Annotated in this window: 26 protein-coding genes; 18 read left to right on the forward strand and 8 right to left on the reverse strand. The window is 28.2% G+C overall.

The window, feature by feature from the left end; all coding sequences use genetic code 11:
• Positions 1-5 precede the first annotated feature (5 nt).
• Complete coding sequence (locus tag F3K33_RS08580; RefSeq protein ID WP_039770509.1) at positions 6-1,430, reverse strand: hypothetical protein; 1,425 nt, start codon at positions 1,428-1,430, stop codon at positions 6-8.
• Positions 1,423-1,911: an RNA polymerase sigma factor gene (locus F3K33_RS08585; protein WP_039770507.1), complete on the reverse strand. Its 489-nt coding sequence runs from the start codon at positions 1,909-1,911 to the stop codon at positions 1,423-1,425. Before F3K33_RS08585 ends, F3K33_RS08580 begins: the two co-directional genes overlap by 8 nt.
• A 362-nt stretch (positions 1,912-2,273) precedes the next feature.
• Between F3K33_RS08585 and F3K33_RS08590 the strand changes: the two genes are divergently transcribed.
• The 7 genes from F3K33_RS08590 to F3K33_RS08615 all read left to right on the forward strand — a co-directional run bounded on the left by F3K33_RS08590 (position 2,274) and on the right by F3K33_RS08615 (position 9,392).
• The gene (locus F3K33_RS08590; RefSeq protein ID WP_039770505.1) at positions 2,274-2,870 is read left to right on the forward strand and encodes an FMN-dependent NADH-azoreductase; all 597 of its coding nucleotides are present in this window, start codon (positions 2,274-2,276) and stop codon (positions 2,868-2,870) included.
• A gap of 306 nt (positions 2,871-3,176) precedes the next feature.
• Entirely contained in the window at positions 3,177-3,332 is a 156-nt protein-coding gene (locus tag F3K33_RS26315; protein ID WP_011969062.1) for a hypothetical protein, read from the forward strand.
• A 133-nt stretch (positions 3,333-3,465) separates the two neighbouring features.
• On the forward strand, positions 3,466-4,248 hold the full coding sequence (yaaA, locus tag F3K33_RS08595; RefSeq protein WP_039770503.1) for a peroxide stress protein YaaA: 783 nt from the start codon (positions 3,466-3,468) through the stop codon (positions 4,246-4,248).
• A 69-nt stretch (positions 4,249-4,317) separates the two neighbouring features.
• The gene (locus F3K33_RS08600) at positions 4,318-5,244 is read left to right on the forward strand and encodes a ribonuclease Z (RefSeq protein WP_039770502.1); all 927 of its coding nucleotides are present in this window, start codon (positions 4,318-4,320) and stop codon (positions 5,242-5,244) included.
• 267 nt (positions 5,245-5,511) lie between these two features.
• Positions 5,512-6,213, forward strand: a complete 702-nt coding sequence (locus tag F3K33_RS08605) for a lysophospholipid acyltransferase family protein (RefSeq protein WP_039770501.1) — start codon at positions 5,512-5,514, stop codon at positions 6,211-6,213.
• Between the two features lie 281 nt (positions 6,214-6,494).
• Positions 6,495-8,531, forward strand: coding sequence for a GTP-binding protein (locus F3K33_RS08610; protein WP_039770500.1), 2,037 nt, complete (start codon positions 6,495-6,497; stop codon positions 8,529-8,531).
• 81 nt (positions 8,532-8,612) lie between these two features.
• A complete protein-coding gene (locus tag F3K33_RS08615; protein WP_039770499.1) occupies positions 8,613-9,392 on the forward strand; it encodes a M48 family metallopeptidase in 780 nt (259 codons plus the stop codon).
• A gap of 93 nt (positions 9,393-9,485) precedes the next feature.
• On the opposite strand, the gene F3K33_RS08620 is transcribed toward F3K33_RS08615, so the two are convergent.
• Positions 9,486-9,947 (reverse strand): DMT family transporter, encoded by a 462-nt coding sequence (locus F3K33_RS08620; protein WP_011969068.1) that lies wholly within the window; start codon positions 9,945-9,947, stop codon positions 9,486-9,488.
• A 21-nt stretch (positions 9,948-9,968) separates the two neighbouring features.
• A complete protein-coding gene (locus tag F3K33_RS08625; RefSeq protein WP_011969069.1) occupies positions 9,969-10,391 on the reverse strand; it encodes a DMT family transporter in 423 nt (140 codons plus the stop codon).
• Positions 10,392-10,563: 172 nt separating this feature from the next.
• Here F3K33_RS08625 and F3K33_RS08630 point away from each other — a divergent pair, with 172 nt between their 5' ends.
• Positions 10,564-11,256 (forward strand): cyclic nucleotide-binding domain-containing protein, encoded by a 693-nt coding sequence (locus F3K33_RS08630; protein ID WP_039770497.1) that lies wholly within the window; start codon positions 10,564-10,566, stop codon positions 11,254-11,256.
• 214 nt (positions 11,257-11,470) lie between these two features.
• Here the strand turns inward: F3K33_RS08630 and F3K33_RS08635 are convergent, their stop codons facing one another.
• On the reverse strand, positions 11,471-12,580 hold the full coding sequence (locus F3K33_RS08635) for a DEAD/DEAH box helicase (RefSeq protein ID WP_039770495.1): 1,110 nt from the start codon (positions 12,578-12,580) through the stop codon (positions 11,471-11,473).
• 323 nt (positions 12,581-12,903) lie between these two features.
• On the opposite strand from F3K33_RS08635, the gene F3K33_RS08640 reads away from it, so the two are divergent.
• Positions 12,904-13,332, forward strand: coding sequence for an RrF2 family transcriptional regulator (locus tag F3K33_RS08640; RefSeq protein ID WP_011969072.1), 429 nt, complete (start codon positions 12,904-12,906; stop codon positions 13,330-13,332).
• 74 nt (positions 13,333-13,406) lie between these two features.
• Here F3K33_RS08640 and F3K33_RS08645 read toward each other — a convergent pair whose 3' ends face one another.
• Positions 13,407-13,592 (reverse strand): hypothetical protein, encoded by a 186-nt coding sequence (locus tag F3K33_RS08645; protein ID WP_023974682.1) that lies wholly within the window; start codon positions 13,590-13,592, stop codon positions 13,407-13,409.
• 731 nt (positions 13,593-14,323) lie between these two features.
• On the opposite strand from F3K33_RS08645, the gene trpE reads away from it, so the two are divergent.
• The 7 genes from trpE to trpA all read left to right on the forward strand — a co-directional run bounded on the left by trpE (position 14,324) and on the right by trpA (position 20,931).
• On the forward strand, positions 14,324-15,715 hold the full coding sequence (gene trpE, locus F3K33_RS08650) for an anthranilate synthase component I (protein WP_039770493.1): 1,392 nt from the start codon (positions 14,324-14,326) through the stop codon (positions 15,713-15,715).
• On the forward strand, positions 15,712-16,299 hold the full coding sequence (locus F3K33_RS08655; RefSeq protein WP_039770491.1) for an anthranilate synthase component II: 588 nt from the start codon (positions 15,712-15,714) through the stop codon (positions 16,297-16,299). The genes trpE and F3K33_RS08655 overlap by 4 nt, the downstream gene beginning before the upstream one ends.
• A gap of 82 nt (positions 16,300-16,381) precedes the next feature.
• Positions 16,382-17,398, forward strand: coding sequence for an anthranilate phosphoribosyltransferase (gene trpD, locus F3K33_RS08660; RefSeq protein WP_039770623.1), 1,017 nt, complete (start codon positions 16,382-16,384; stop codon positions 17,396-17,398).
• Between the two features lie 24 nt (positions 17,399-17,422).
• Positions 17,423-18,226, forward strand: a complete 804-nt coding sequence (trpC, locus tag F3K33_RS08665; protein WP_039770489.1) for an indole-3-glycerol phosphate synthase TrpC — start codon at positions 17,423-17,425, stop codon at positions 18,224-18,226.
• A 42-nt stretch (positions 18,227-18,268) separates the two neighbouring features.
• Positions 18,269-18,958, forward strand: coding sequence for a phosphoribosylanthranilate isomerase (locus F3K33_RS08670; protein WP_039770487.1), 690 nt, complete (start codon positions 18,269-18,271; stop codon positions 18,956-18,958).
• A gap of 21 nt (positions 18,959-18,979) precedes the next feature.
• A complete protein-coding gene (trpB, locus tag F3K33_RS08675; protein ID WP_039770485.1) occupies positions 18,980-20,155 on the forward strand; it encodes a tryptophan synthase subunit beta in 1,176 nt (391 codons plus the stop codon).
• Positions 20,155-20,931, forward strand: a complete 777-nt coding sequence (gene trpA / locus F3K33_RS08680; protein WP_039770482.1) for a tryptophan synthase subunit alpha — start codon at positions 20,155-20,157, stop codon at positions 20,929-20,931. Before trpB ends, trpA begins: the two co-directional genes overlap by 1 nt.
• A gap of 220 nt (positions 20,932-21,151) precedes the next feature.
• Here trpA and F3K33_RS08685 read toward each other — a convergent pair whose 3' ends face one another.
• Positions 21,152-22,762 (reverse strand): IS1182 family transposase, encoded by a 1,611-nt coding sequence (locus F3K33_RS08685; protein ID WP_031276413.1) that lies wholly within the window; start codon positions 22,760-22,762, stop codon positions 21,152-21,154.
• Between the two features lie 161 nt (positions 22,763-22,923).
• Positions 22,924-23,337 carry a DUF1284 domain-containing protein gene (locus F3K33_RS08690; protein WP_039772001.1) on the reverse strand — a complete coding sequence of 138 codons (414 nt, stop codon included), beginning with the start codon at positions 23,335-23,337 and terminating at the stop codon, positions 22,924-22,926.
• A gap of 290 nt (positions 23,338-23,627) precedes the next feature.
• On the opposite strand from F3K33_RS08690, the gene F3K33_RS08695 reads away from it, so the two are divergent.
• Both F3K33_RS08695 and F3K33_RS08700 read left to right on the forward strand, forming a co-directional pair.
• On the forward strand, positions 23,628-23,927 hold the full coding sequence (locus tag F3K33_RS08695; RefSeq protein ID WP_039771999.1) for a hypothetical protein: 300 nt from the start codon (positions 23,628-23,630) through the stop codon (positions 23,925-23,927).
• Positions 23,928-24,042: 115 nt separating this feature from the next.
• Positions 24,043-24,462, forward strand: a complete 420-nt coding sequence (locus F3K33_RS08700) for a hypothetical protein (protein WP_011969082.1) — start codon at positions 24,043-24,045, stop codon at positions 24,460-24,462.
• Positions 24,463-24,770: the final 308 nt, after the last annotated feature.

Raw genomic sequence — 24,770 nt, forward strand, 5'->3', positions numbered from 1 at the left:
ACAGATTAATTAGCGTCAATTATAGAAGGAGTACCCCAAATTTCATTTATAAAGTTAGTGCTAATTTTAAAGTAGATTGTAGGATATTCTCCGTAGTATATATAACCATTCCTTAATATCGTAAAAGGAATATTTTTACTACCATCTTTTAAATCCAAAAATATCTTTTTACATTTATCATTATTTTTATAATCATCTAAAGAATTCTCTATATTTTCTGGTAGATATGGAGTTGAATTGTCTAGTTCTCGAACAAAAGAATTAAGAAAACTAGGATCACTAGCTGTATAAAAGTTCTCTTTTTCACTATTCGAATTACTAAATGTTTGAATTTGAACTCTGGCATTTACGATATTTCCCGGGAGATTAAGTTTTCCGAAAAAGTCATTGCCAGTAGTTATTGTAATTCCATTAAGGCACTCATAAATTTCCGAATGACTTGTCCCATCAGCTAAAGTTATATTAGTCATTATTCTAAAATCCTCATCATATCCGTTTACTGCATATACATCAGTAGAGCCTATGTTAGAAACTATATTTTTAGAATAGGTGTTCACAGGATTAATCTCATTTAATGCACCTAGCGTAGTACCGATTTTTCTTCCTAAAATATTTTTTGAGCTTTTTGAATCTAGCGATATAGGGGATTTGAGATATACATTTCCATTGTAAATAATTAACGGAACCATTTTTGCTAATTTAGTTTTTTCTTGAATATTTGGTATCTGGAATTTTGGAATGTATACTGCATTCGAACTAAAACTTCTCAAGGTTGAATTAATGGACAAAGCCCCATTCTTGTTAGAATTATTATTAGTAGTGGTCGGAGTTGTTGCATATTCTGATGAATTTATATCATTTGAAGGTGTTAAATTATTATTATTGTTATTATTATTATTATTAGAATTCTGGGAAACTGATGCTATATTTTCATTAGTGTTAGAGTTTCCAGAAGGTGTCTCTTTAGAATATTTAATTTTATTATTATTATTGTTATTATTGTTGTTGTTATATTTATTGTTAGTACTTGGCGAATTATCATGAGAACTTGAACTATTTTTTATACCAGCAGAGTTTTCAGCTTTTACATTTGATTTACTATTATCAATAGCATGGTTATCATTTTTGTTAGAAACAGGAGAAGAAATTGAATTATCATTAGTGAATTTATTTACTTCATCTTTTGAGACATACGTCGTATTTCCTGCATCTATATTTTTTGGTTTATATGTATTGTTTATAATTAGCTTAAAACTAGCAGTGCCTAAAAATATTAATAATACAGCAGCAACTTTTAATCCAAATGGATAATAATTTACAGTTGTTTTTTTCTCTAATTGTGAAGTATTATTTAGCAATTCCATTTTTAGCTTGTCTTTAAATTCTTCACTTGCTTTTATTTTGGAAAAAGAGCTCTTAATTTTATTCATATTCAAAATCCTCCTTTAGTATAGATTTTAGCAATTTTCGTCCTCTGCTAAGTTGTGAACCTACAGTAGATTCCTTTATGTTTAAAATATTAGAAATTTCAGAAATACTATAATTCTCATAATAATATAAAAAAACTATACTTCTATATTTTAATGGCAGGCTAAGTACTGCTTCGATTACATCAGTATCCTCCTGAGTTGTATCAACAAAATCATCTTCTAATGATGTAGTATTTTTAAAATAAGAAGACTTTAATTTATCTTTACTTAAATTTATAGCAACTCTAATTAACCAGGATTTCTCATGTGTTTCGTTCTTAAAATCAGGTCGTTTTTCAAGTAGTTTTATAAAAACTTCTTGGGTTATATCTTCGGCATCACTTAAATTTTTCATATATGAATACGAAATTCGAATCAGCATATCGGAATACGTTTCTATTAAGTAATGAATGTAACTTTTGTTATTATCCAACTCATCCATTTTATTTTTACCCCCTCCAATACTTAATACGATTTATATCAACAAAATTTTGCACACAATAATAATTTTCTTAGTTTATGATGAATTTCAATTTATTAGAATAAGTATATAAGAGTAATAATTGTATATAGAATACTTTAAAAGATATTAATAATTTAATCAATCAAAATTCAAAAAATAATATTTCATATATGTCTGTCATTAAACTAAATAACATATAATATAAAAGCACTTTTTCTGAAATATATTGGAGCAACTGATAGGGAGAAATCAAGGTAAAAGAAAACTCTCACTTTTTAGTAATAGAAATGAAAAAGCTGTGCAAACTTATATATGAATAACATAGTAAGGGAGATAGATATATGAGCAAAGTATTATATATTAAAGCAAATGCAAAACCGGAAGGTCAATCAAGAACTTTTAAAATTTCAGATGGATTTATAGATGAATATAAAAAAAATAATCCCGATGATGAAATTGTTACATTAAATTTGTATAAAGAAGATATAGATTTCTTAAGAAGTAAGGATTTAGATACAGTATTCGGACCTAAAAATGATGAAAGTAAAACTCATCCAACACTTAAATATGCATATCAATTTGCAGAAGCTGATAAATATGTGATAGCAGCACCAATGTGGAATTTAAGCGTTCCAGCTATATTAAAGGCATATGTTGATTATATAAGCGTAGTAGGAATTTCGTTTAAATACACACAAGAAGGAGCTGTAGGACTTTTAGAAAATAAAAAGGCTGTATATATTGCGGCAAGAGGTGGATCATATGCTGAAACACCATATGAGCTTGATGGTATCTATTTAAGAAGTATACTAGGCTTTTTCGGAATAAAAGATATTACAACTATTTCAGCTGAGAAATTAGATGTACAAGGAGAAAATGTTGATAAAATACTAGAAGAAGCTATAGATAAAGCAAAGGAAACTGCCAAGAACTTCTAAATTTAATAATATTATTTATTAATCATTATTAGCTATTAAATTAACTAGTTAATAATGATTAATTTTATCTATCTGGTTATTTCTATATGCAAATGTTAGAAAATTTTCATAAATTATAAACAAATCTCTTTATGTAGTAATCATGAATTTTAATGCATTTTCTATATTGTAAAATAATTTAGTAACTATTAAACTAAATTATATATGTTACAATAATAAATCTATATTTGAAGATTTAATAAGCAGCAAATTATTCTATTAAGATTAAATGCAGAAATAAATATGTTATAGACGGAGGAATTTTACGTGAACGATAAAAGCATAGAAATTATGAAAAAAATAATTGAGGAAAAGAAACAAAAAAATAATAACAGTAAAAATAATCAAAGGGCAAAAAAAGTTATAGGAAAACATTCTAAAGGTGTAAAAGTGGGTAACGGTGGAGGTTTATTTGATAAGTAATAAGGCCATAAAATAATAATTTCATTACGAATAAAACTTTCAAAAGTAACTTGAACAGCACAAAGTAAGTATTTAATACTAAATTTATATTAACTAGAAGAAGTATATTATAAATGAAAGGCGGAGAAACTTAATGATGATAATAATTTCCCCAGCTAAAACTTTAGATTTTTCTAAGTTTAATGAGACATTACCAATGACTAAGCCATATTTCTTAAATGAGGCTAGAGAATTAGTTGAGGAGTTGAAAAAATATGATAATTTCTCTTTGGAAAAGCTTATGAAAATAAGTCCTAAACTAGCTAAATTAAATACCCAAAGATTTCAAAATTGGTCAGAGTCTTTAGAATCTGCAAGACAGTGTCTAGTTGCATTTAAAGGTGAGGTTTTTAAGGGAATTGATGTAGGGAGTTATACGATGGAAGATTATTTTTATGCCAATGATAACCTAAGAATCTTATCGGGACTTTATGGAGTTTTAAAGCCTTTTGATGGAATAAATCTTTATAGGTTAGAAATGGCAACAAGGCTAGGTATTGGTGGATTTAAAAATTTATATGATTATTGGGGGAATAAATTAATAGATAATATTCTGAAAGATATAGAAAGACGTGAAAATAAGGCCATTGTTAATTTAGCTTCTTATGAATATTTTAAAGCAATAGAAGATATTAAAACAATAGGCGACATAAGGGTTATAACACCAATATTTAAGGAATATAGAGATGGAGAATATAAAATAATAACTATAATGGCGAAAAGAGCAAGAGGGCTGATGACCTCTTTTATTATAAGAAATAAGATAGAAGATTTAGAAGAATTAAAAGAATTCAATCACGACGGTTATGAATTTAATGAAGAGTTATCTAATGAAGCGGACTTGGTATTTACTAGAGATATACATAATAGGCACTAGATAATTTTGGATTTACTTGCTTTTAGACAAGCTAATTTAATGTATTTTACATAAAGGAGGTGAAATTAGATGATTGATATACTTTTATTAGGTTGCGGAGGTGGAATGCCTATGCCCAATAGATTTCTATCAGCTACACTAATAAACTATAGAGGAAGGAAAATTCTGGTTGACTGTGGTGAAGGAACTCAAGTATCAATGAGAATATCAAATACAGGATTTAAGTCTATAGATATTATTTGCATTACTCATATACACGGCGATCATATTGTAGGACTTCCAGGACTTCTTGGAACGATAGGTAATAGTGGAAGAACTGAACCCATAACAATTATAGGACCAGAAGGAATAAGAGAAACAGTAGAAAAATTAAGAGTAATAGCAAATTGGTTGCCTTATGAAATTAATATAATAGAAAATCCTAAAGATACCTTTAAATTATTTGATGGTAATATAAATTTAGATGTAGATATATCAGTTCTAGAGTTAGATCATTCTTCACCATGTATAGGTTATTGTTTTTATTTTAAACGGCAGCCAAAATTTGATGTAGAGAAAGCTGAAAAAAATAAAGTTCCTAAAATTCTGTGGAATAGGTTGCAAAGAAATGAAGAAAATATTGTGCTAGATGGTGCTTTATATACTAATGATATGGTAACGGGAGAAGAGAGGAAGGGAATAAAAGTCAGTATAATTACAGATACAAGACCAATTAAAAATATAATAGAATTTATTAATGATAGTGATTATTTCATTTGTGAGGGTACTTATGGAGATGATAAAGATTTACCTAAAGCTATTAAAAATAAACATATGACTTTTAGAGAAGCAGCTGATTTAGCACTAAAAGGCAATGTTAAAAAACTTTTATTAACTCATTTTGGAACGGCCATGAACGAGCCGGAAGAATACTTAAATAATGCAAATGAAGTTTTCGATAAAACTATAATTGGCTTTGATAGGTATAAAACAACTTTAAATTTTAATGAAGATTAATCCAGGAGAAACATAAAACCGATTATGAATATTAGTTTTATGTTTTTTTACTTTTAGTATTTGAGTACATTAATCTAAATGTTCATATGGCTTTGAAGCTATACTTAGATAGCAAGAAAATTAACATGAATTTAGGCTAGCTGTGCATTAAAAAAATCAAATTATATAATTTTTACATATATAAATAGCCAATGTAATAAAAAAAGAGTATAATATGGTAGAAATTATATAAAAATTGGAGACAAAAGAAAAAGGAGAAGTCAAGAAATGTTTTTTAAAAAAATATGTTATGTTTTTTATATGCTGTGGGTAAGGATAAAAGGAGTTAAGCATACATTTATTTTGAGAACTCAGGGTGATGAATCTGCTGAGGAGTATGTAAGAAAAACTGCATATCTTTGGAGTAAATTCACTTTAAAAATAATAGGAATAGAATTAGATGTGACGGGCACGGAAAATATACCTGAAGAGCAATGCGTGTTTGTAGGTAATCATTCAAGTATATTAGATATAATAATATTGCTTTATACTGTGAATAAGAAGATGGGATTTATTGCTAAAAGGGAATTGCTAAAAACTCCAATACTAGGTTACTGGTTGAAAAAGAGTAAATGTGTACCTTTAGACAGAAGTAATACAAGAGCTGCCATTGCATCAATAAATGAAGCAATTGAAAATATTAAGAATGGAAGTTCAATGGTTATATTTCCAGAGGGAACTAGAAATAAAGAAGGAAAAGTAGGGCAATTCAAAAAAGGAAGTTTGAAATTAGCAACTAAATCTCAAGCTATGATAGTGCCAGTAAGTATAGATAGGGCTTCTAGAGCATTTGAAGATACTAGGAAATTTAAACCTACAAAAATAAAAGTGGTATTTGGGAAAACTATTGATACTAAAAATTTATCTAAAGAAGAAGAGTATAATTTAGCAGAGAATATAAGAAATACAATTATAGATAACTTAAAATAAAGAATAGTTAATAATTTTTAGAACTAAATTATTTGTATTAATACTAATGCACAATTTTCAGTAAATAATTTTACGGGAAGAAGAAATTTATTTTATATAATAATTATTATGATAATTATAGATAAAATTTAAATTATGTTTTTTCTTTGAGATTACTTAGTTGAATATTGTGCATTTGTTTTATATTACTTCCAAATAATTTATGTGATATACTCTAAGTAAATACTAATAGAAGATTAAGGTAAATAATTATTTTATAAATAAACTATAAGGATGATTTGATGAAAAAGACAATAGGGATTTTAGCACATGTTGATGCAGGGAAGACTACATTTTCAGAACAAGTACTTTATCATACTAAAAGTATAACAAATAGAGGACGAGTAGATCATAAAGACTCATTTTTAGATAGTCATAATATAGAAAAAGAAAGAGGAATAACTGTATTTTCTGATCAAGGGACTTTTGAACTGAATGGTTCTACGTATTACTTAATTGACACTCCAGGACATATTGATTTTAGCACAGAGATGGAAAGGTCTATAGAAATTATGGATTATGCGATAATCATTATAAGCGGAGTTGAAGGAGTACAGGGGCATACAAAGACAGTGTGGAATTTATTAAGAAAATATAAGATTCCGACTATATTTTTCATTAATAAATTAGACAGAACTGGAGCAGATAAAGATAGAGTTATAAGAGAAATAAAAAGAGATTTATCGAGTGATGCGTGTTATATAGATAATAATTTTATTTATGACAGCAAAAAAGAAATAGATGATATAAACAAATTTGATGAGTTCAATTTAAATGAGTATTTAATAGAATTTATAAGTGAGCATAATGATGGACTTTTAGAAAAATATATTGAAGGAAACTATGATTATGATCTTTGGATAAAAACGTTTATATCACTCATAAAAGAAAACAAAGTATTTCCATGTTTTGGGGGATCTGCACTTCAAGATGATGGAATAATAGAATTTCTAAATATTATTGATAAATTAACATATACAGAGTATAAAAGTAATGAAAAATTTTCTGGGCGTGTATATAAAATTCGTCATGATGAAAATGGAAATCGTGTAACTTTTATTAAAGCTTTAAAAGGAAAGTTAAAGGTTAGAGAGGAAGTAAGCTATGGTGGTCAATTCGTAAAAGAATTAGATCATGTACAAAATAATTCTAACGAAATTACTGAAAAAATAAGCAGTATAAGAATATATAATGGGAAAAAATTTAAAGCAGTAGATGTTGTAGAAGCTGGAGATTTATTTGCTGTGACAGGTATTTCAAAGGCAGTAGCAGGAGATGGTATTGGGGATCTAAAAGAAAAAACACAATACGAAATGACTCCAACCTTAATTTCTAAAGTGATTTTTGATAAAAATTGCAATGCTCGTGAAGTTTTAAGGTATTTCAAGGTGCTAGAATCAGAAGACCCATCACTAAATGTTACATGGAATGAAATTTTTCAAGAAATCGATGTACATGTAATGGGGAAAATTCAGCTAGAGGTATTGAAGGAGTTAGTTAAAGAAAGGTTTAGTTTAATAGTTGATTTCGGTAAGTGTCAAATTATTTATAAGGAGACTATAGCAGAAGCATCTATAGGTCGTGGACACTTTGAACCATTAAGACACTACGCAGAAGTGCATCTTAAACTTGAACCATTGCCAAGGAATAGTGGAATTGTTTTTGAAAATAAATGTCATGACGATGATTTGACTCAAGGAAATCAGAATTTAATTAGAACGCATATTTTTGAGAGAGAGCATCATGGTATATTAACAGGATCGTCTATAACAGATATAAAGTTAACACTATTAACTGGAAGAGCACATAATAAGCATACTTGTGGGGGAGATTTTAGGGAGGCAACATTTAGGGCATTAAGGCAAGGATTAGAGAAAGCTTATAATATACTATTGGAACCATATTATAAATTTGTAATAGGAGCCTCTAATGAACATGTTGGAAGAATTTTAGCAGATATTCAAAAACTAAGTGGAACTTTTGAACCTATAGAAATGCTAGAAAATAAAGTGATAATAAATGGGAGGGGACCAGTATCAACATTTATGGATTACAGTATGGAAGTTATAGCTTTTACAAGAGGGAAAGGCAGCATAAACTTAATATATGATGGATATGATTTATGCCATAATAGTGAAGAAGTAATAGAAACTAAAGCATACAATAAAAACGCTGATATTGAATATACGTCAACATCAGTATTTTGTTCGCATGGTCAAGGCTATTTGGTCACATGGGATAGAGCTGATGAGGAAATGCATATTGAATTTGATGCATAAATAAGTTACTATAGTAAATTTGCATTTAGGTAATTACTCATTTTAATAATTATAATGCAAATTTAATAATTTGGAGATAAAATGAAATATAAATTGGAGTTTGAAAAGAAGATTATAGAATTTGAGTTAATTCGTAGGAAAAGAAAAACTATATGTATTAAAATTGAAGAAAGTGGAAAAGTTGTTGTTAGTGCTCCTTTAAAAACTAGCAAAGATTATATTATGTTAGTTGTGAGAAAAAGGTCAGATTGGATTTTTGAAAAGCAGAAAGAAATGATTCAAAGAAATTCAAAAAAGACTAAGAGAGATTTTACACCAGAAAGCACATTTATATATTTAGGAAAAGAGTATTCTTTTAAATTAATTTTTGATGAAAAAATAAAGAACATATCTATTCAACTTAGTGGAAATTTTAATAATGTATATAGAAATGGTAAAGAGCTATTAGGAGATATAGATATCAGTAATGAGGAGAAATGTTTTATAATACACACAAATACAATGGAAATAGAAAAATTAAGGGCAGCATTTGAAAAGTGGTATAGAAAAGAAACTTTGGAGATTGTTACACAAAGAATAGGTTATTATTCAAAGAATTTTAGAGACAAGGTTACAGGTATAAGAGTTAAGGAACAAAAAAGAAGATGGGCAAGCTGCACATGGAAAAATGTTATTCTATTTAATTGGAGATGTAGTATGGCAAGACCTGATGTTTTGGATTATATTGTTGTACACGAAATGTGCCATATGGACCACAGGAATCATTCAAAGGATTTCTGGAATAGAGTTCATGAAATAATGCCGGATTATAAAGAAAAACATGAATGGCTTAAATTAAATGGATTAAATATGTATTTATAGGATAAACACTGTAAAATATAATATGTGGATTTTGAGGTAACACTTTGTTTTTGTATGTTACCTCTTTTTATAATTACATATTTGTAGATTAGCCTATATAATATTTTCATCTAATTCTGTAAGTTCTTGTGTAGATGCATCTATATGCAAATTGTACGCTAAACCTAAGACAACTAAAAGTCCCCCGATGATTTTGGCTAATGGAATAGTATTTTGTATCACACAATCCAAAATGATTCCAGTAAAAAGTTGTCCAATAAATATTAATAAAGTGGCATAAAATGAGGTCATCTTTGGCGTTATAACACTAGATAAGATGACAACAATTACTCCTAATAGACCACCTAAATAAGCATAAAGTGGAAGAGTGCGAAATTGTTCAAGTAAAAATTTATCTTTTATAATAATAAATAATAATATTGATGCAACTAAACCAGTAATATAATTAAAAAAGCTTGATTGTACTAACCCTACCTTCTCAGAAAGTCTAGTATTTAGAATTCTTGAAATTACTACAATAGCGCCAGCTGCTATCGAAATTAAAACAAAAAACATATTAATAATTGCTCCTTTCTTTTAAAAAAATGACATGATAAAGATTCCAGCTGTTATAACTAAGAGGCCTATAAATTTTTTCTTATTAAAATTAGACTTTGGCACATCTAAGAATCCATAGTGATCAAAAGCTAATGAAGTTAATAGTTGGCCTAGAAGTCCTAATGCAACAGGAAGAGAAACTCCAAGAGCTGCATAGCTTAAGTTATTAAACATAACGGTGAAAACACTAATAGCCCCAGCAATATAAAGATATAATGGTAAATTATTCTTAAAAGTAATTTTAATCTTTTTAAAGATAACTATTCCTATAACAATTATTAATCCTACAAAGTGAATTACAATTAAAGAAGAATAGTTGCCAAGTCCGTCAGATAATTTAGCGTTGAAAGCAATCATAATAGTTATAAGTACGCCTATTAGTAATGATAAAATATTATACATAAGTGCTATCTCCTTAAATAAATTTATTATTTTGTTTATAAATGGTTTTAAGAGTTATTTTGATAGGAAAGTTGCTCTTTATATTGTAAATTACTATAATGAGATTTATATAGGACAAATGTCATGTTTAAAATTAATTTTTTTATTCAATATTTATTAGGAGTTGACTTCATTGATAAAGATAGAAGATAATATTAGGATTTCAGAATATATAAATAAAAATAAATTAGAAAACCTATTTTCAGAAGATATGGGAAGATATATGGAACTATATATGTTTAATAAAAATGAATATATCTGTAGGGAAGAAGAGATTTTAGAAAATATGTATTTTTTAGTTGAGGGAAAAGCTAAAGTATCTAAGCATCTAGAAAATGGTAAATCATTATTAATATCATTTTATAGTCCGATTACAATAATTGGAGATGCTGAATTTGTGAGAAATAATCCAACAGATTGCAGTGTTCAAGCAATTAAGGACACTTACTGTATAGGAATTAGATTTGATATTGTAAGAAAAATTCTAATAAATGATTGTAAGTTTTTGGTGAATTTATGTAGCTATTTGAGTGAGAAATTAACAAATAGCAGTACTAATACTTCAATAAACTTATTATATCCACTTGAAAATAGGCTTGCTAGTTATATAATAGCATTCTCTGAAATTGAAAATTCAAATACTAGAAAAATTGTATTTAGAGAAAATTATATTGAAATAGCAGAATTGCTAGGAACAAGTTATAGGCATTTAAGTAGAACATTGAATAAGCTTTGCTTAGAAGGGATTTTGAAAAGAGATAATAAGGAATATTTTATTCAGGATTATGATAAATTATTGTATTTAGCAGGAGATTTATATAAATAACAGATTGTTGTATTTACTTATTTTAGGATCCACCAGATATATAATTAGCATAGATTGATGCAAAGGCTTATTTAGATAAATATGAATTGAATTATATATTTAAGAATGGTATTAAAAAATGTCCTCTACTAAGTTTAAAATTATTTTTAGTAGAGGACTTTTATTCATACAAAATTTTGATTTAGTATTTTCAAAACTGCTAGTGGTCTGAATTTTATATTTCTACATTTCGTCTTCTTATTTTAAATCCAATTGCATCCTCAATTTCGTTGACGTCTTTTATGTTCTTTGGATCTATAAACATGCATGTATAGCCGCTTTCACCAGCTCTTCCAGTTCTACCAATACGATGTATATAACTTTCCACGCTTTCAGGAATATCGTAATTATAAATATGTGTTATTCCATTTATATCCAATCCTCTTGCGGCAACATCGGTAGCAATTAAGTATTGAATTTCTGCATTTCTAAAAGATTTCATTATCCTCTCTCTTTTATTTTGGGGGATGTCACTATGTAATTTTTCGCAATTATATTTACGAGTATGCAGGACTACTTCAAGTTCATCAACTCTTCTTTTTGTTCTACAAAATATAATAGCCATAAATGGATTATCTTCATCTAGAACTTTGCATAAAGCATCTCGTTTTTTTCTATCAGTAGTTTCAACAATATCTTGTTCTATAGCATCTAGAGCTATATCATCTTGTTTTATGAATACCTCAATAGGATCTTTCATATATCTATAAGCTAGTTTTTTTACAGAAGAGTCAATTGTAGCTGAAAAGCAAAGAAGTTGTTTTTTTCTAGGCATCTTACTTATAATTGATTCAACTTCGTTTTTAAATCCCATTAGTAACATTTGATCTGCTTCATCTAAGATAAAAGTTTTTAACTTACTTAAGTCGATAGTTTTTCTTTCTAGATGATCTAATAGTCTGCCTGGAGTTGCAATAATTAAGTGAATATTATTATTTAGTTTTTTTAACTGCGAAGCAATATCTTTACCTCCGTAAACAGGTAATATATTGATATCATTAAATTCTTTGAGTTTGTTAGCTTCATTAGTTATTTGTATTGCAAGCTCTCGAGTTGGAGTCAATATGAGAGCCTGAATTTCATTAGATTTTGAATTTATATTTTCTAAAAGAGGAAGTAAAAATGCAAGGGTTTTCCCAGTTCCTGTAGCTGCTTCTGCAATGACGTCTTTACCATCTCTTATTTTGGGGATACTTTGCTTCTGTATTGGTGTGGGATCAGCAATCCCTGATTTATTTAGTATTTTGATTAAATCGTCACTAAGACCTAATTGTTTAAAATTCATTATTTTCATACCTTTCATAATTTACAAATAAAGTATCAATTTAAGTATTTCTTTTTATGTTAGACACTATTCTTTATAATATAATTATCTAGCATTAAAAGTCAATCTACTATATAAAAGAGTTTTACAAAATAATAAAATGTGTTAAATTATAATAGGAAGAATAAAATGTATTTACAATTATGGGAAAAAGATAGTATTTTATATATTTATAAAGAAAGATTTGAAGAAAATCGTATGTAAAACAAAACTTTTAATAGTTGATTTTCTAAATGTGTCTTAATATAATTAAATATAGAAGAAAGGCAAGATACGGTGATTTTATGAAGATTTCAACAAAAGGTAGATATGGATTAAGAGCATTAATTGATATTTGTATATTCTCGGTTTCAGAGATGGTTACTGTAAAAAGTATTTCTGAAAGACAAGGAATATCTGAGAGATATTTGGAACAAATATTTTCTTCTTTAAGAAAAGGAGGCATTATAAATGCTAAGAAAGGAGCTCAAGGAGGCTACTTTTTGGCTAAAAGTTCTAGAGAATTTACAATTGGAGATATATTAAATGTTCTAGAAGGTGATTTACTTCTAATTGATATAGAGAATGATGAAAATGAAATAGAAAATTTTATGAGCGAAAATTTGTGGAATGTTATAAATAATAAAATAATTAATTTTTTCAATTCTATAACTTTAGAGGATTTGGTTAATGATTATAAAAAATACAATAAAGAAGATATGTATTATATTTAATCATGATTTAGTAGCAGTAGATATATATTTACTGCTACTAAATATGTACTGCCTACCATTACTGTAGGCTTATTTTATTTTAGCTTAATGCTTTTTAATTTGTTTTTTAATTCAAACATTTCTAATTCCAAGGAATCTATTTTTTTATCTAAGATTTCTATACGTTTAGAGTCAATTATCTTAGATTTTTCATCTAAAATTCTATCTATATCGGCCATAACTACAAGTAATTTTTTAAATAAATCATATGCTGTTTCCATATGAAAACTCCTTTCATTGAAATATAAATAATTTAGAAAGAGTAATGGATAATTAATTACTAAGGTAGTATATTCAATTTAAATATTTATTGTGAATTATATATTTCTATAATGTTTTTAGTTAATATTATAGATAAATTATCTATGTTAAAAGGGCTTGTATTATTCTTAAGACTATGTTATTATAATTTCAATAAATTAAAACCTTTGATAAGAATAGTAGATAATAAAACTTAGTGTAAAGAGAGTTCGATGTTTGGTGAGAGTCGAGTACTGAAGATATTATTGAATGGGTCTTTGAGGTGACATTTTGAAATATTAAGAGTAGGAATGTACGGGAAGTCAGCCGTTAAAATGACAGGATATAATTATGGGGATTTTGTGTTTGACTGAATTTCATAATAGTATCTGATAGCATATATACATTAGGTGGCATAGCGAAATTTATACATTTCGTCCTATTTAGGACGGGATGTTTTTTTATTTTTAATAAGTTTAATATGTTATTTGTTCTTATAAAATACTTTTGATTCTATTAAATATAGAGTTAGAAGTAAAAGTATTTACTATTCGCCATATTAAATTTGACTATTATTTAAAGATTAAAGTAGCTATGAGAAATACCGTTTAGATTGTATTTGATTTTGGGTGGCATAACGAGTCACTTCGTCCCAATATTCGGGATGGAGTGGCTTTTTTTATATAATTTAACTAAAATTGGGGGGAGAATCATGATTAATATTTCAAAGGAAACTTTTAATCAAAAAAAGAAGGATGAATATATATTTTCATTAATAAGTGAATTTAGAGGAGATGAAATTACTCCTATTAAAATTTTTGGTGGATTCAAAGGTAAAAGAAAATTTATTTTCGAAAGTGGAAGTAAAGAAAATTATTTCGGCAGGTATTCGTTTTTGGGAGAAAATCCCTATAAAGAAATTTGTGGGGATGGAAAAGAAGAAATAGATGAACTCAAAAAAGAAAGTAGATTAAAGTTTGATAATAGTACTAATATTTTTTCATTTAAAGGTGGGGCTATAGGATATATGGGATATGATTCCATACAGTTTTATGAGAAAAAACTTAATTTTAATAACAAAGATGATTTAAAGCTTCCTATAATAAGATTTAATTTTTATAACAGATATATTTGCTACGATCATTTTACTCATAAAGTTTATATTATAGACAACATATTAAAAAACGATGCTCGAGAGTATGATGAAATAATCGAATCACAATATGAATATATAAATAGTCTACTTTATAAGCCGATAGTAACAGAGCCATCGAAAGGAAAGAAAGATGTTTCTTTCAGATTTCATACATCCAAAGAAGATTTTGAAGAAAAAGTTAGAAAAGCAAAAGAATATATATTGGCAGGCGATATATTCCAAGTTGTATTATCACAGAGAATGACTTGTGAAACTGAAAAAAGCCATTTTGAGATATATAGAAAGCTTAGAGAAGAGAACCCTTCACCGTATATGTACCTAATAGATTATGATAGCTATCAAGTTATAGGATCATCACCAGAAAGTTTAGTATCGGTGAGAGGAGGAAAAGTTATTACAAATCCTATAGCTGGAACTAGAAAAAGAGGTGAAACTCCAGAAATTGATAATGCACTTGAAAAAGAATTAATTGAAGATAAAAAGGAGCTAGCAGAACATGTTATGCTTGTTGATCTAGGAAGAAATGATATAGGTAAAGTAAGCAAGATAGGAACAGTTAATGTGAGCGACTTTATGAAAATTGAGAGGTTTTCGCATGTTATGCATATTACTACTAAGGTTGTTGGGGATATAAAAGATGATTTGGATGGATTTGATGCATTAGCAGCCTGTCTTCCAGCAGGAACAGTATCTGGTGCTCCTAAAATCAGAGCCATGGAGATTATAGAAGATCTTGAAGATTTCAAAAGAGGAATTTATTCAGGGGCCGTTGGATATTTTTCTTATGGAGGAAATATGGATACAGCGATTTCTATAAGGACGTTAATATTAAAAGATAAAACAGCTTATCTTCAGGCAGGAGCTGGAATAGTATATGATTCAGTTCCAGAAAAAGAATTTGAAGAAGTTCAAAGTAAACTAATGGCTTTAAAGGAGGCTTTAAGATGATTGCTTTAATAGATAATTATGATTCATTTACATTTAACTTATATCAATACTTAAGTGAATTTGCAGAAACAGTGGTTTTTAGAAATGATGAAATAACTGTAGAGAAGTTGAGAGAACTAAATCCAAAAGGTATAGTAATATCCCCAGGGCCAGGCATTCCAGAGAATGCAGGTATATCGATAGATGTTGTAAAAGAATTAGGAAATAAGATTCCTATCTTGGGTATATGTCTTGGACATCAAAGCATTGCAGAAGCTTATGGAGGAAAAGTAATTAGAGCAAGCGAAATTTTTCATGGCAAAACATCAAAAGTTCAAGTAAAAGGAAAGGATATATTTGAAGGAATACCAAGAAAATTAGAGGTTATGAGATATCATTCGCTTATAGTTGAGAATAGTTCACTTCCGAGCTGTCTTGAAGTACTAGCTTTAACTGTTGAAGGCAACTATATAATGGCACTTAAGCATAAGGAATACAAAGTTTTTGGACTTCAATTTCACCCGGAATCAATATATACAGCAAAAGGTAAACATATTATTGGAAATTTTGTGATTAATATTTGTGGGGACACATTAGGTGATTAAAATTAAATATTAAAGAATGTAATATTAAATGTGAAAGCGCTGAAATAAGCAATTTTATAAATTTTAAGGGGGCATTAAAATGATCATAAATGATGCAATCAAGAAGTTGGCTTTAAGGAAAGAATTAACTGAAGATGAAGTAAGAGGTGTAATTAATCAGATTATGAAAGGGGAAGCAACTTCGGCACAAATTGGAGGTTTCTTAGTTGGACTTAGAGTAAATGGGGAAACTCCAAGGCAAATATTGGGCGCAGTTAAAGCAATTAGAGATAATGGGGTAAAAGTTGAAATAGAAAACACAGAACATTTGATTGATACCTGCGGTACAGGAGGAGATGGTTCAAAAACTTTTAATATATCTACAGCAGTAGCAATAGTTGCGGCAAGTGGTGGTGCTAAGGTTGCAAAACATGGGAATCGCGCAGTTTCGAGTAAAAGTGGTTGTGCAGATGTACTAGTCGAACTTGGAATAAATATTGATTTTGATGAAATTCAAAGTAAAAAAATCATTGAGGAAAATGGAATGGCATTTCTATTTGCACCAAAATACAATGGTGCTATGAAGAATGTATCAAAAGAAAGAAAAGAACTTGGAATAAGAACAATTTTTAATTTACTAGGGCCATTAGCAAATCCAGCACCAATTACTGGGCAACTAATGGGAGTATATGATGGAGCTTTACTAGAGGATATTGGTGAAGTATTGCTAAATCTGGGATTAAAGAGAGCGATGATTGTTCATGGTGATGATGGGTTAGATGAAATTACGATTACTACATCAACAAGTATATGTGAAGTTAAAGATGGAAAAATTAAAAATTACAAACTAGATCCAGAAAAGCTAGGTTTTAAGAAAGCTACTTTAGATGATATTAAGGGTGGAGAAGCAAAAGAAAATGCAGAAATAATAATGAAAATTCTTAAGGGGGAAAGAGGTCCTAAAAGAGATATTGTAGTTTTGAACTCGGGGGCAGCGTTATACGTAGCGAACTTAGTTGATTCCCTAGAAGATGGTATTAAAAAAGCATCGGAGCTTATTGATTCGAGAGCAGCTTATAAAAAGTATGAGGAACTTTCTAGTTTGCAAGTGATAGTTTAAATAATAATAAAGGGGGCAATGTTTTTGATTTTGGATGATATTATTGAAATGAAAAAAATAAGGGTAGAGAAGAGAAAAAAAGAAATTCCTATGAAAGAATTAGAAAAACAAGCATTATGTAGAGTTGAAAATGAAGTAGAAGCAAGTTTTAGAAACCCTTTTATAAAGGCATTAAGAAAAGATGGGTTATCAGTAATAGGAGAATTTAAAAAGGCATCACCATCTAAAGGCGTTATTGTAGAGGACTTTAATATAAAAGAAATATTAAACTATTATACGTATATTGGAATAGATGTATTTTCGATTCTAACTGAAGAAGATTTCTTTTTAGGATGTGATGATTATTTAAAAGAAATTAGAAAAATTTCGCATACTCCAATATTGCGTAAAGATTTTATAATTGACTTCTACCAGATTTATGAGTCGAAAGTTTTGGGCGCGAATGGAATCTTGCTTATTGCTAGTGTTTTAGGTGAAAGGTTAGGGGAATTTTACAAAGAAGCAAAGAGATTTAATTTAGAACCATTAGTAGAAATTCATAATGAGGCAGAACTAGATTTAGCACTTAAATATGATTGCGAAATTATTGGAGTTAATAATAGAGATTTAAAAAATTTCAATGTTTCGTTAGATATAACTAAAGAATTAATTCGGTGTATTCCAAAAGATAAGATAATAATAGCTGAAAGTGGAATCATGAGTATAGAAGATTTGAATGTAATTAAGGAATATGGAGTAGATGGAGTTTTAATTGGAGAATTATTTATGAGAAAAATAAATGATTCTGAATTTAAAGCTAAATATAAAGAATTTAGAAATAATAATTAATTTATAAATCTAAAATAATATTAGATTATGTGAGGATTTGATATGATACAAGTTAAAATTTGTGGGATAACTAATAAGAATGAGATTAAATATTTAAATATATTAAAGCCAGAATATATGGGATTTGTTTTTACAAAAAGTAAAAGACAGGTAACAGCAAGAGAAGCTAAACAGTTATCTAATAATTTAGATAAACAAATAAAAATCGTTGGAGTATTTAAAGATAATTCTATAGATGAAATTCTAGATGTAATTAACATACTACCTTTAAATATTATTCAGCTTCATGGAAAAGAAGATGAAAACTTTATATCATCGTTAAAGGCAAGAGTGGAGAAATCAGTAAGTATATGGAAAGCATTATCAATAAGCGATGCTGAAAATATAAGAAAATATGCAAATCATAAGTATAGAGATTCAATTGATAATATCCTTATTGATGGGGATAAACCAGGTAGTGGAGAAACTTTTCCATTAGAAGATATATGCGAATTATTAAAAGTAGATTCTAACAAGGAAAATAATTGTAATCTAACTAACAATACCTGCAGTTTCTTTTTGGCAGGTGGTATAACACCAGAAAATGTAGCTGAAAGAATAGTGAAAGTAAGTCCTTATGGAATTGATGTTTCATCAGGGGTAGAAATAACAAATGAAGATGGAACTAGAACAAAATCTTTTGAAAAGATGAGAAGTTTAATTGAAGAAGTGAGAGCAATTAATATTAATTGAATCAAGAAAGGCGGAAAGGTAATGAAAGGTAGATTTAACGAATTTGGGGGGCAATATGTTCCTGAAACTGTAATGAATGCACTTATTGAACTTGAAGATGATTACAATAAGGTGATAGATGATAAAGAATTTATGGATGAGTACATGTATTATTTAAACTATTATACAGGAAGACCAAGTCCACTTTATTATGCTGAAAATATGACAAAAGATTTAGGTGGGGCAAAAATTTATTTAAAGAGAGAAGATTTAAATCATACTGGCGCTCATAAAATTAATAATGCTTTAGGACAAGTACTCTTAGCTAAAAGAATGGGTAAGAAGAAAGTTATAGCAGAAACAGGTGCTGGACAACATGGTGTTGCAACAGCTACAGTAGCAGCAAAGTTTGGCTTGGAATGTAAGATATTTATGGGAGAAGAAGACATAAAGAGACAAGCTATGAATGTTAAGAAGATGGAACTTTTGGGTGCTGAAGTTGTTCCAGTATTAAATGGAGTAAGAACATTAAATGATGCAGTAACTGAAGCAATTAGATATTGGGCCTCAAATGTAGAAGATACATACTACGTTTTAGGAACAGCTGCTGGTCCTCACCCATATCCAACTATGGTTAGGAATTTCCAAAGAGTTATAGGTGATGAAGCTAGAAAGCAAATATTAGAGCTTGAAGGAAGGCTACCGGATTATATCTTAGCTCCAGTTGGTGGAGGAAGCAATGCAATAGGAATATTTTATCCATTTATTCACGACAAGGAAGTTAATCTTATTGGAGTTGAAGCTGCAGGTAAAGGTATTGAAACTGGAGAACATGCAGCAACCATTACAAAGAAGGAAAAAGGAATCTTACATGGAATGTTGAGTTATGTACTTCAGGATAATGATGGTGGAGTGCTTGAAGCATATTCAATATCAGCTGGTCTTGATTATCCAGGAGTTGGACCTGAACATGCATATTTAGCTGAAACTAATAGAGCTGAATATGAAAGCATAACAGATGAAGAAGCTGTAAGAGATGGATTTATGTATTTAACAAGAATAGAAGGGATAGTACCAGCCCTTGAATCATCTCATGCTGTAGCATATGCTAAAAAATTAGCACAAACACTTAGCAGCGATAAAATCATAATTGTAAATATTTCAGGGAGAGGAGATAAAGATATGGATGCTGTGCTTGCATATCTAGGTGAAAAATAATGAATAGGATAGATTTATCATTTAATAAAGTAAAAGAAGAAAATAGAAAAGCCTTAATACCTTTTGTAACATGTGGGGCAGATTTCACGGTTGAAGAAACAGCTGATTTGATAGTGTCTTTAGAAAAAGAAGGAGCAACTATAGTTGAAATTGGAGTGCCTTTTAGAGATCCTCTTGCTGATGGCCCAGTAATACAAAATGCATATACTAAAGCGCTTCAAAATGGAACAAAAGTAAAAGACGTATTTAGATGTGTAGAATTAATAAGGGGAAAATCAGAAGTTCCGATTGTATTAATGGTGTATTTCAATGTTGTATACTTTACTGGAGTAGAAAATTTCCTAAAAATAGCGGCAAAAAGCGGTGTAGATGGGCTTATAGTTCCAGACGTCCCTCTAGAGGAGAGGGGAGATCTTGATAAAATTTGTGAAGATAATGGCATATACTTAATTCCTCTAGTGGCTAGAACTTCAAAAGATAGAATAGCAGCAATAACAAAAGGGGCAAAAGGTTTTGTATATTGCGTATCTACAAATGGAACTACAGGGGAAAGAAAAACTTTGGATTCTGGCACTCATGAATATTTAGAAGAAGTTAGAAAGAACGTAGATATACCAATGTGCATCGGTTTTGGAATTTCGTCAAAAGAAGTAGTAAAAGAAGTTAAAGACTATTGTGATGGGGTAATTGTAGGTAGTGCAATAGTGAAGAGAATGGCAGAAGGCAAAGAAGCAGTAATAAACTTCGTGAAAGATTTAAGTGATGGTCTTAAATAATATAAATTATATTTAATATGAGCTATAAAAAATATCATATTTATTATTATGATATTTTCAGTTAAGAGAGTGTCGCAAAATGATTAAATTTTAATCAGGAGCGATGCTCCTTTTCGGTTTAAGCCAGCAAATCTCCAAATATTTGAAATACAATATTAATTATTTAAAGAATTCTGATTTTTAAGCACACTAAAATAAGCCTAGTTAATTTATTCCATAATTAGGCAGTAGGTTTCAATTCATGAAGATGATTCTGAGTTTTTTCATTTTGTATTTTTGAATGTAATTTGTTAATATTATAACCAAAACAAAGCAAAATAAATTCAGTTTGAACGCTATTTTTTCCACGTGTTAAAAATCTATTGAATTCATAATCACTTTTTAGAACTCCAAATGCTCCTTCGACCTGAATAGATCTATTCATTCTTAATTTAGTTCCAAATTCAGTTGTAATATTTTTATAGGATATTTCACGCTTTTCCACAAAAGTTTTTGAAACCTGCATTTTTCTATTTCCTTTTGCTTTTGTGCATTTTACTTTGTAATCGCAATTATCACAGTTTTCGCATTCATACACAGTTACTTCTGATTTGTATCCACTTGCGGATTTTCTATAAATAATAGAGGTAGGTATTAATTTTCTATTGTTATGACAAATATAAAAATCCGATTCAGCATCATATTTCATATTTTCGCGCTTACTTATATCATTTTTAAAACTTCTTTTTTTCCACTTCTCATAAGTTTGTGGTTTTATATAAGGAGTTTGCTTATTTGATTCTAAGAATAAATAGTTTTCTTCGCTTTCATAACCTGAGTCTGCAATTATATTAAGATATTTACGACCAATTTTTTCTTTCATATTATTAAGCATAGGTATTAATGTTGCTATATCATTTCTATCATCAAATATTCCGACGCCGGTTACGTATTCACTTTCAACTGCGATTTGCACATTATATGCAGGTTTTAATTGACTATTTCTCATATGATCATCTTTCATATGCATGAAAGTTGCGTCTGGATCAGTTTTAGAATAACTATTTCTTTTTGAAAATATTTTTTTACTCAAATTATATTTTTCTTCTCTCTCTTTATATTCAGATAGTTGCTCTGTCCACTTTTGAATTTTGGTTTTTCTTTTACCAATTCCATGAACAAACTCTATGTTTCTTTTCTTTTTTTCATATTCAAGCCATTGAAGAATTTTATCAATATCATCTATTAATGTTTCTTTCTGAACAGTAAATTTTTTTAATTCTCCAAGGTTAATATTTTCTAAAAGAACAAGAATTTTATCAAACATTTTTTCTTCATTTTTTAAAATAGTTTTTTTCCAAACAAATGTATAACGATTAGCATTCGCTTCGATTTTAGTACCATCAATAAATGCATTTTCAAATAGTATTTCATTTTGATTTGCTAAATAATTAACTTGTTGATAAAATAAATCTTCAATTACCTCATTTGAAATATAGTCTTTACGAAATCTACTGATTGTAGCATGATCCGGTGCCTTATAACATTGAAGTAACCACTTAAAATTTATATCTCTTTTGCATGCTTTTTCGATTTTCCTGCTTGAATAAATATTTTGAGAATAAGCATATGATATTATTTTGAACATAATTTTAGGTTCCACTGCCGGTTTTCTTCCAACGGAAGAGTACGCCTTATACAACTTCGTGTAATCTAATCCCTCCAATACATGGCTTAGCAAGCGGACTGAATCATCTGATGGTATTAAATTTTCTAGATTTAATGGTAATATAAGTTGAAAATTATCATTAATCTCAGTATAATCTTTATTGTGTAATTTGGTTTTTAGCATAAGTAAATTATACAATGAATGTGAGTTCTTCGGAATTCACATTTTTTATATCTAAAAAAATGAGCCGCTACAAAACTAACTATGTTAGTTTTGCAACAGCCCCTTCATATTTTTATGTTAAACTGGCTGAAGTAGTGAAAAGTATAAATAGGATATTTGCTTTATAAGTCCCATTTTTCAATTTGACAGCTAATTATACTTTGCGTACATATTCCTTTTTTGTACCAGTTACATGAGCTACATATTTTATTAAATTTAGATTCACTAAAATTTTTGTAAATAGTATCTATAATTTCATGAAACGTATATAATTTATTTTCTTTGATATTGTATGCTCGTAAAGTATTATAATCTAGTTCATTAACTTTATTTTGAGTGATGCAGCAATTATTAACTTGTCTATTAGGACAATTATTACATAGGATATCACATCCTACAATGAACATAACTTTAGAATAAGGATTTTCCTTAATTAAAGTTACCAATTTATCCATGCCTATTGTAAAATTCTTACTATATCCTAATCCTTGATAAAAAAATAAGCAATTTATATGATGTGGTCTAAGTAATAACATTTTTATAACTCCATCTAATTTTTCTTCCAGTATATAGCATATAAAAATAGTTTGTCAACCTTATGGAATTGTAAGGTTGACTATTCGCATGATTGATTTATGAAATAGTTTATGTTGAAAATAAAGTTTATGATAAAGAAGTCTATAAAATATCTGGATATGATTTTTTTATAGGAGCAAAATATAATAATACATCAGTTAAAAAATAGTTTTATTAAGGTGTATTGAATATAAATAGTAAATTGTAATTAATAATGTTATAATTTTGAGGAAATGAGGTGTTTAAGTTTATGACAAAAAAGACTAGCAGAAATACAGATATATTAAAAGATACTAAAAATACAACATCTCCTAAAGTTTATTCCTTATTAGTGGAACTAGTAAATGCTGATAGGGAAGATTTAGCTGAAGATGTTCTAAAAATAGATTATCTATTAACATATGCAAATAATTGCGTAAAGGATAAAGATTTAAGAGAGGCAAGGGATACATTAGGAATTGCTAGAAATAGAATTGATAAACTAATTGATAACAGTGTGAATGTTGAATACTTAGTTAATCTTTATGATAAAATTAATTTGAAATTATAAATTATTAGAGATTATTTAAATTATATAGATAAAATATAAATATTAATGTTATAATAAATTAATTTTCATTAAGTAATTGATGATTAAAATATAAAATGTAAAGCGAGAAGAATAAATGAGATTTGAAAGTTTAGAAAAAACCATAAACAAATTAGATAATGATATTGAAGCCTTAAGAAGGGTTAAACAATATTTATCAAATAAAGATGAAATTAATGAAATAAGTGATTTATTAAATAAGGAAAGACAAGTATATGCGGATGAATTGTATATAGGTGATGCTGTAGCTTATAATGAGAGTTTAGAAATATTAAAGCAATTGTTTAATAAAGAATTAGGAAAAGATGAACAAGTTAAATTATTAGAAGATATAAAAGAAATACACGGAAGAAAGTCACCAAATGTCAGTAAAAAAAGTCATGGACTTAATGCGTGGCTTAAGTTTCTTGATATCCAATGTGAGTGGATTGAAAATCCTAATAGTGATTGGTCAACATTAATTATAAAAGGATTTATACCAAGGAATAATAATTAAAATATTTTTTAAGAACAAGTAGGTTTTCATATTTCATGGAAACTTATTTTTTCTATAATTTTTATTATCTTTTATGTGTTAATAAAAAATAGAATACAATTAGAGGTAATCTGTAGAGTATTCTATTTTTAGGTTATTGTATACAATAAGTTTGGATTACTAAGATATACGAGAAATTTATAATGCAAAGTTAAAGAAAAGTCATTATTATGCAAAGCGACTGATACTAATGCATAACTAAGTACTATAATCAGATAAATATAGAATTTTTAAGAATTATAAAAATAATTTAATTTTATAGTATAAAT

Origin of the sequence: Clostridium beijerinckii (genome assembly GCF_008705175.1) — a bacterium.
Classification (GTDB): domain Bacteria; phylum Bacillota; class Clostridia; order Clostridiales; family Clostridiaceae; genus Clostridium; species Clostridium beijerinckii.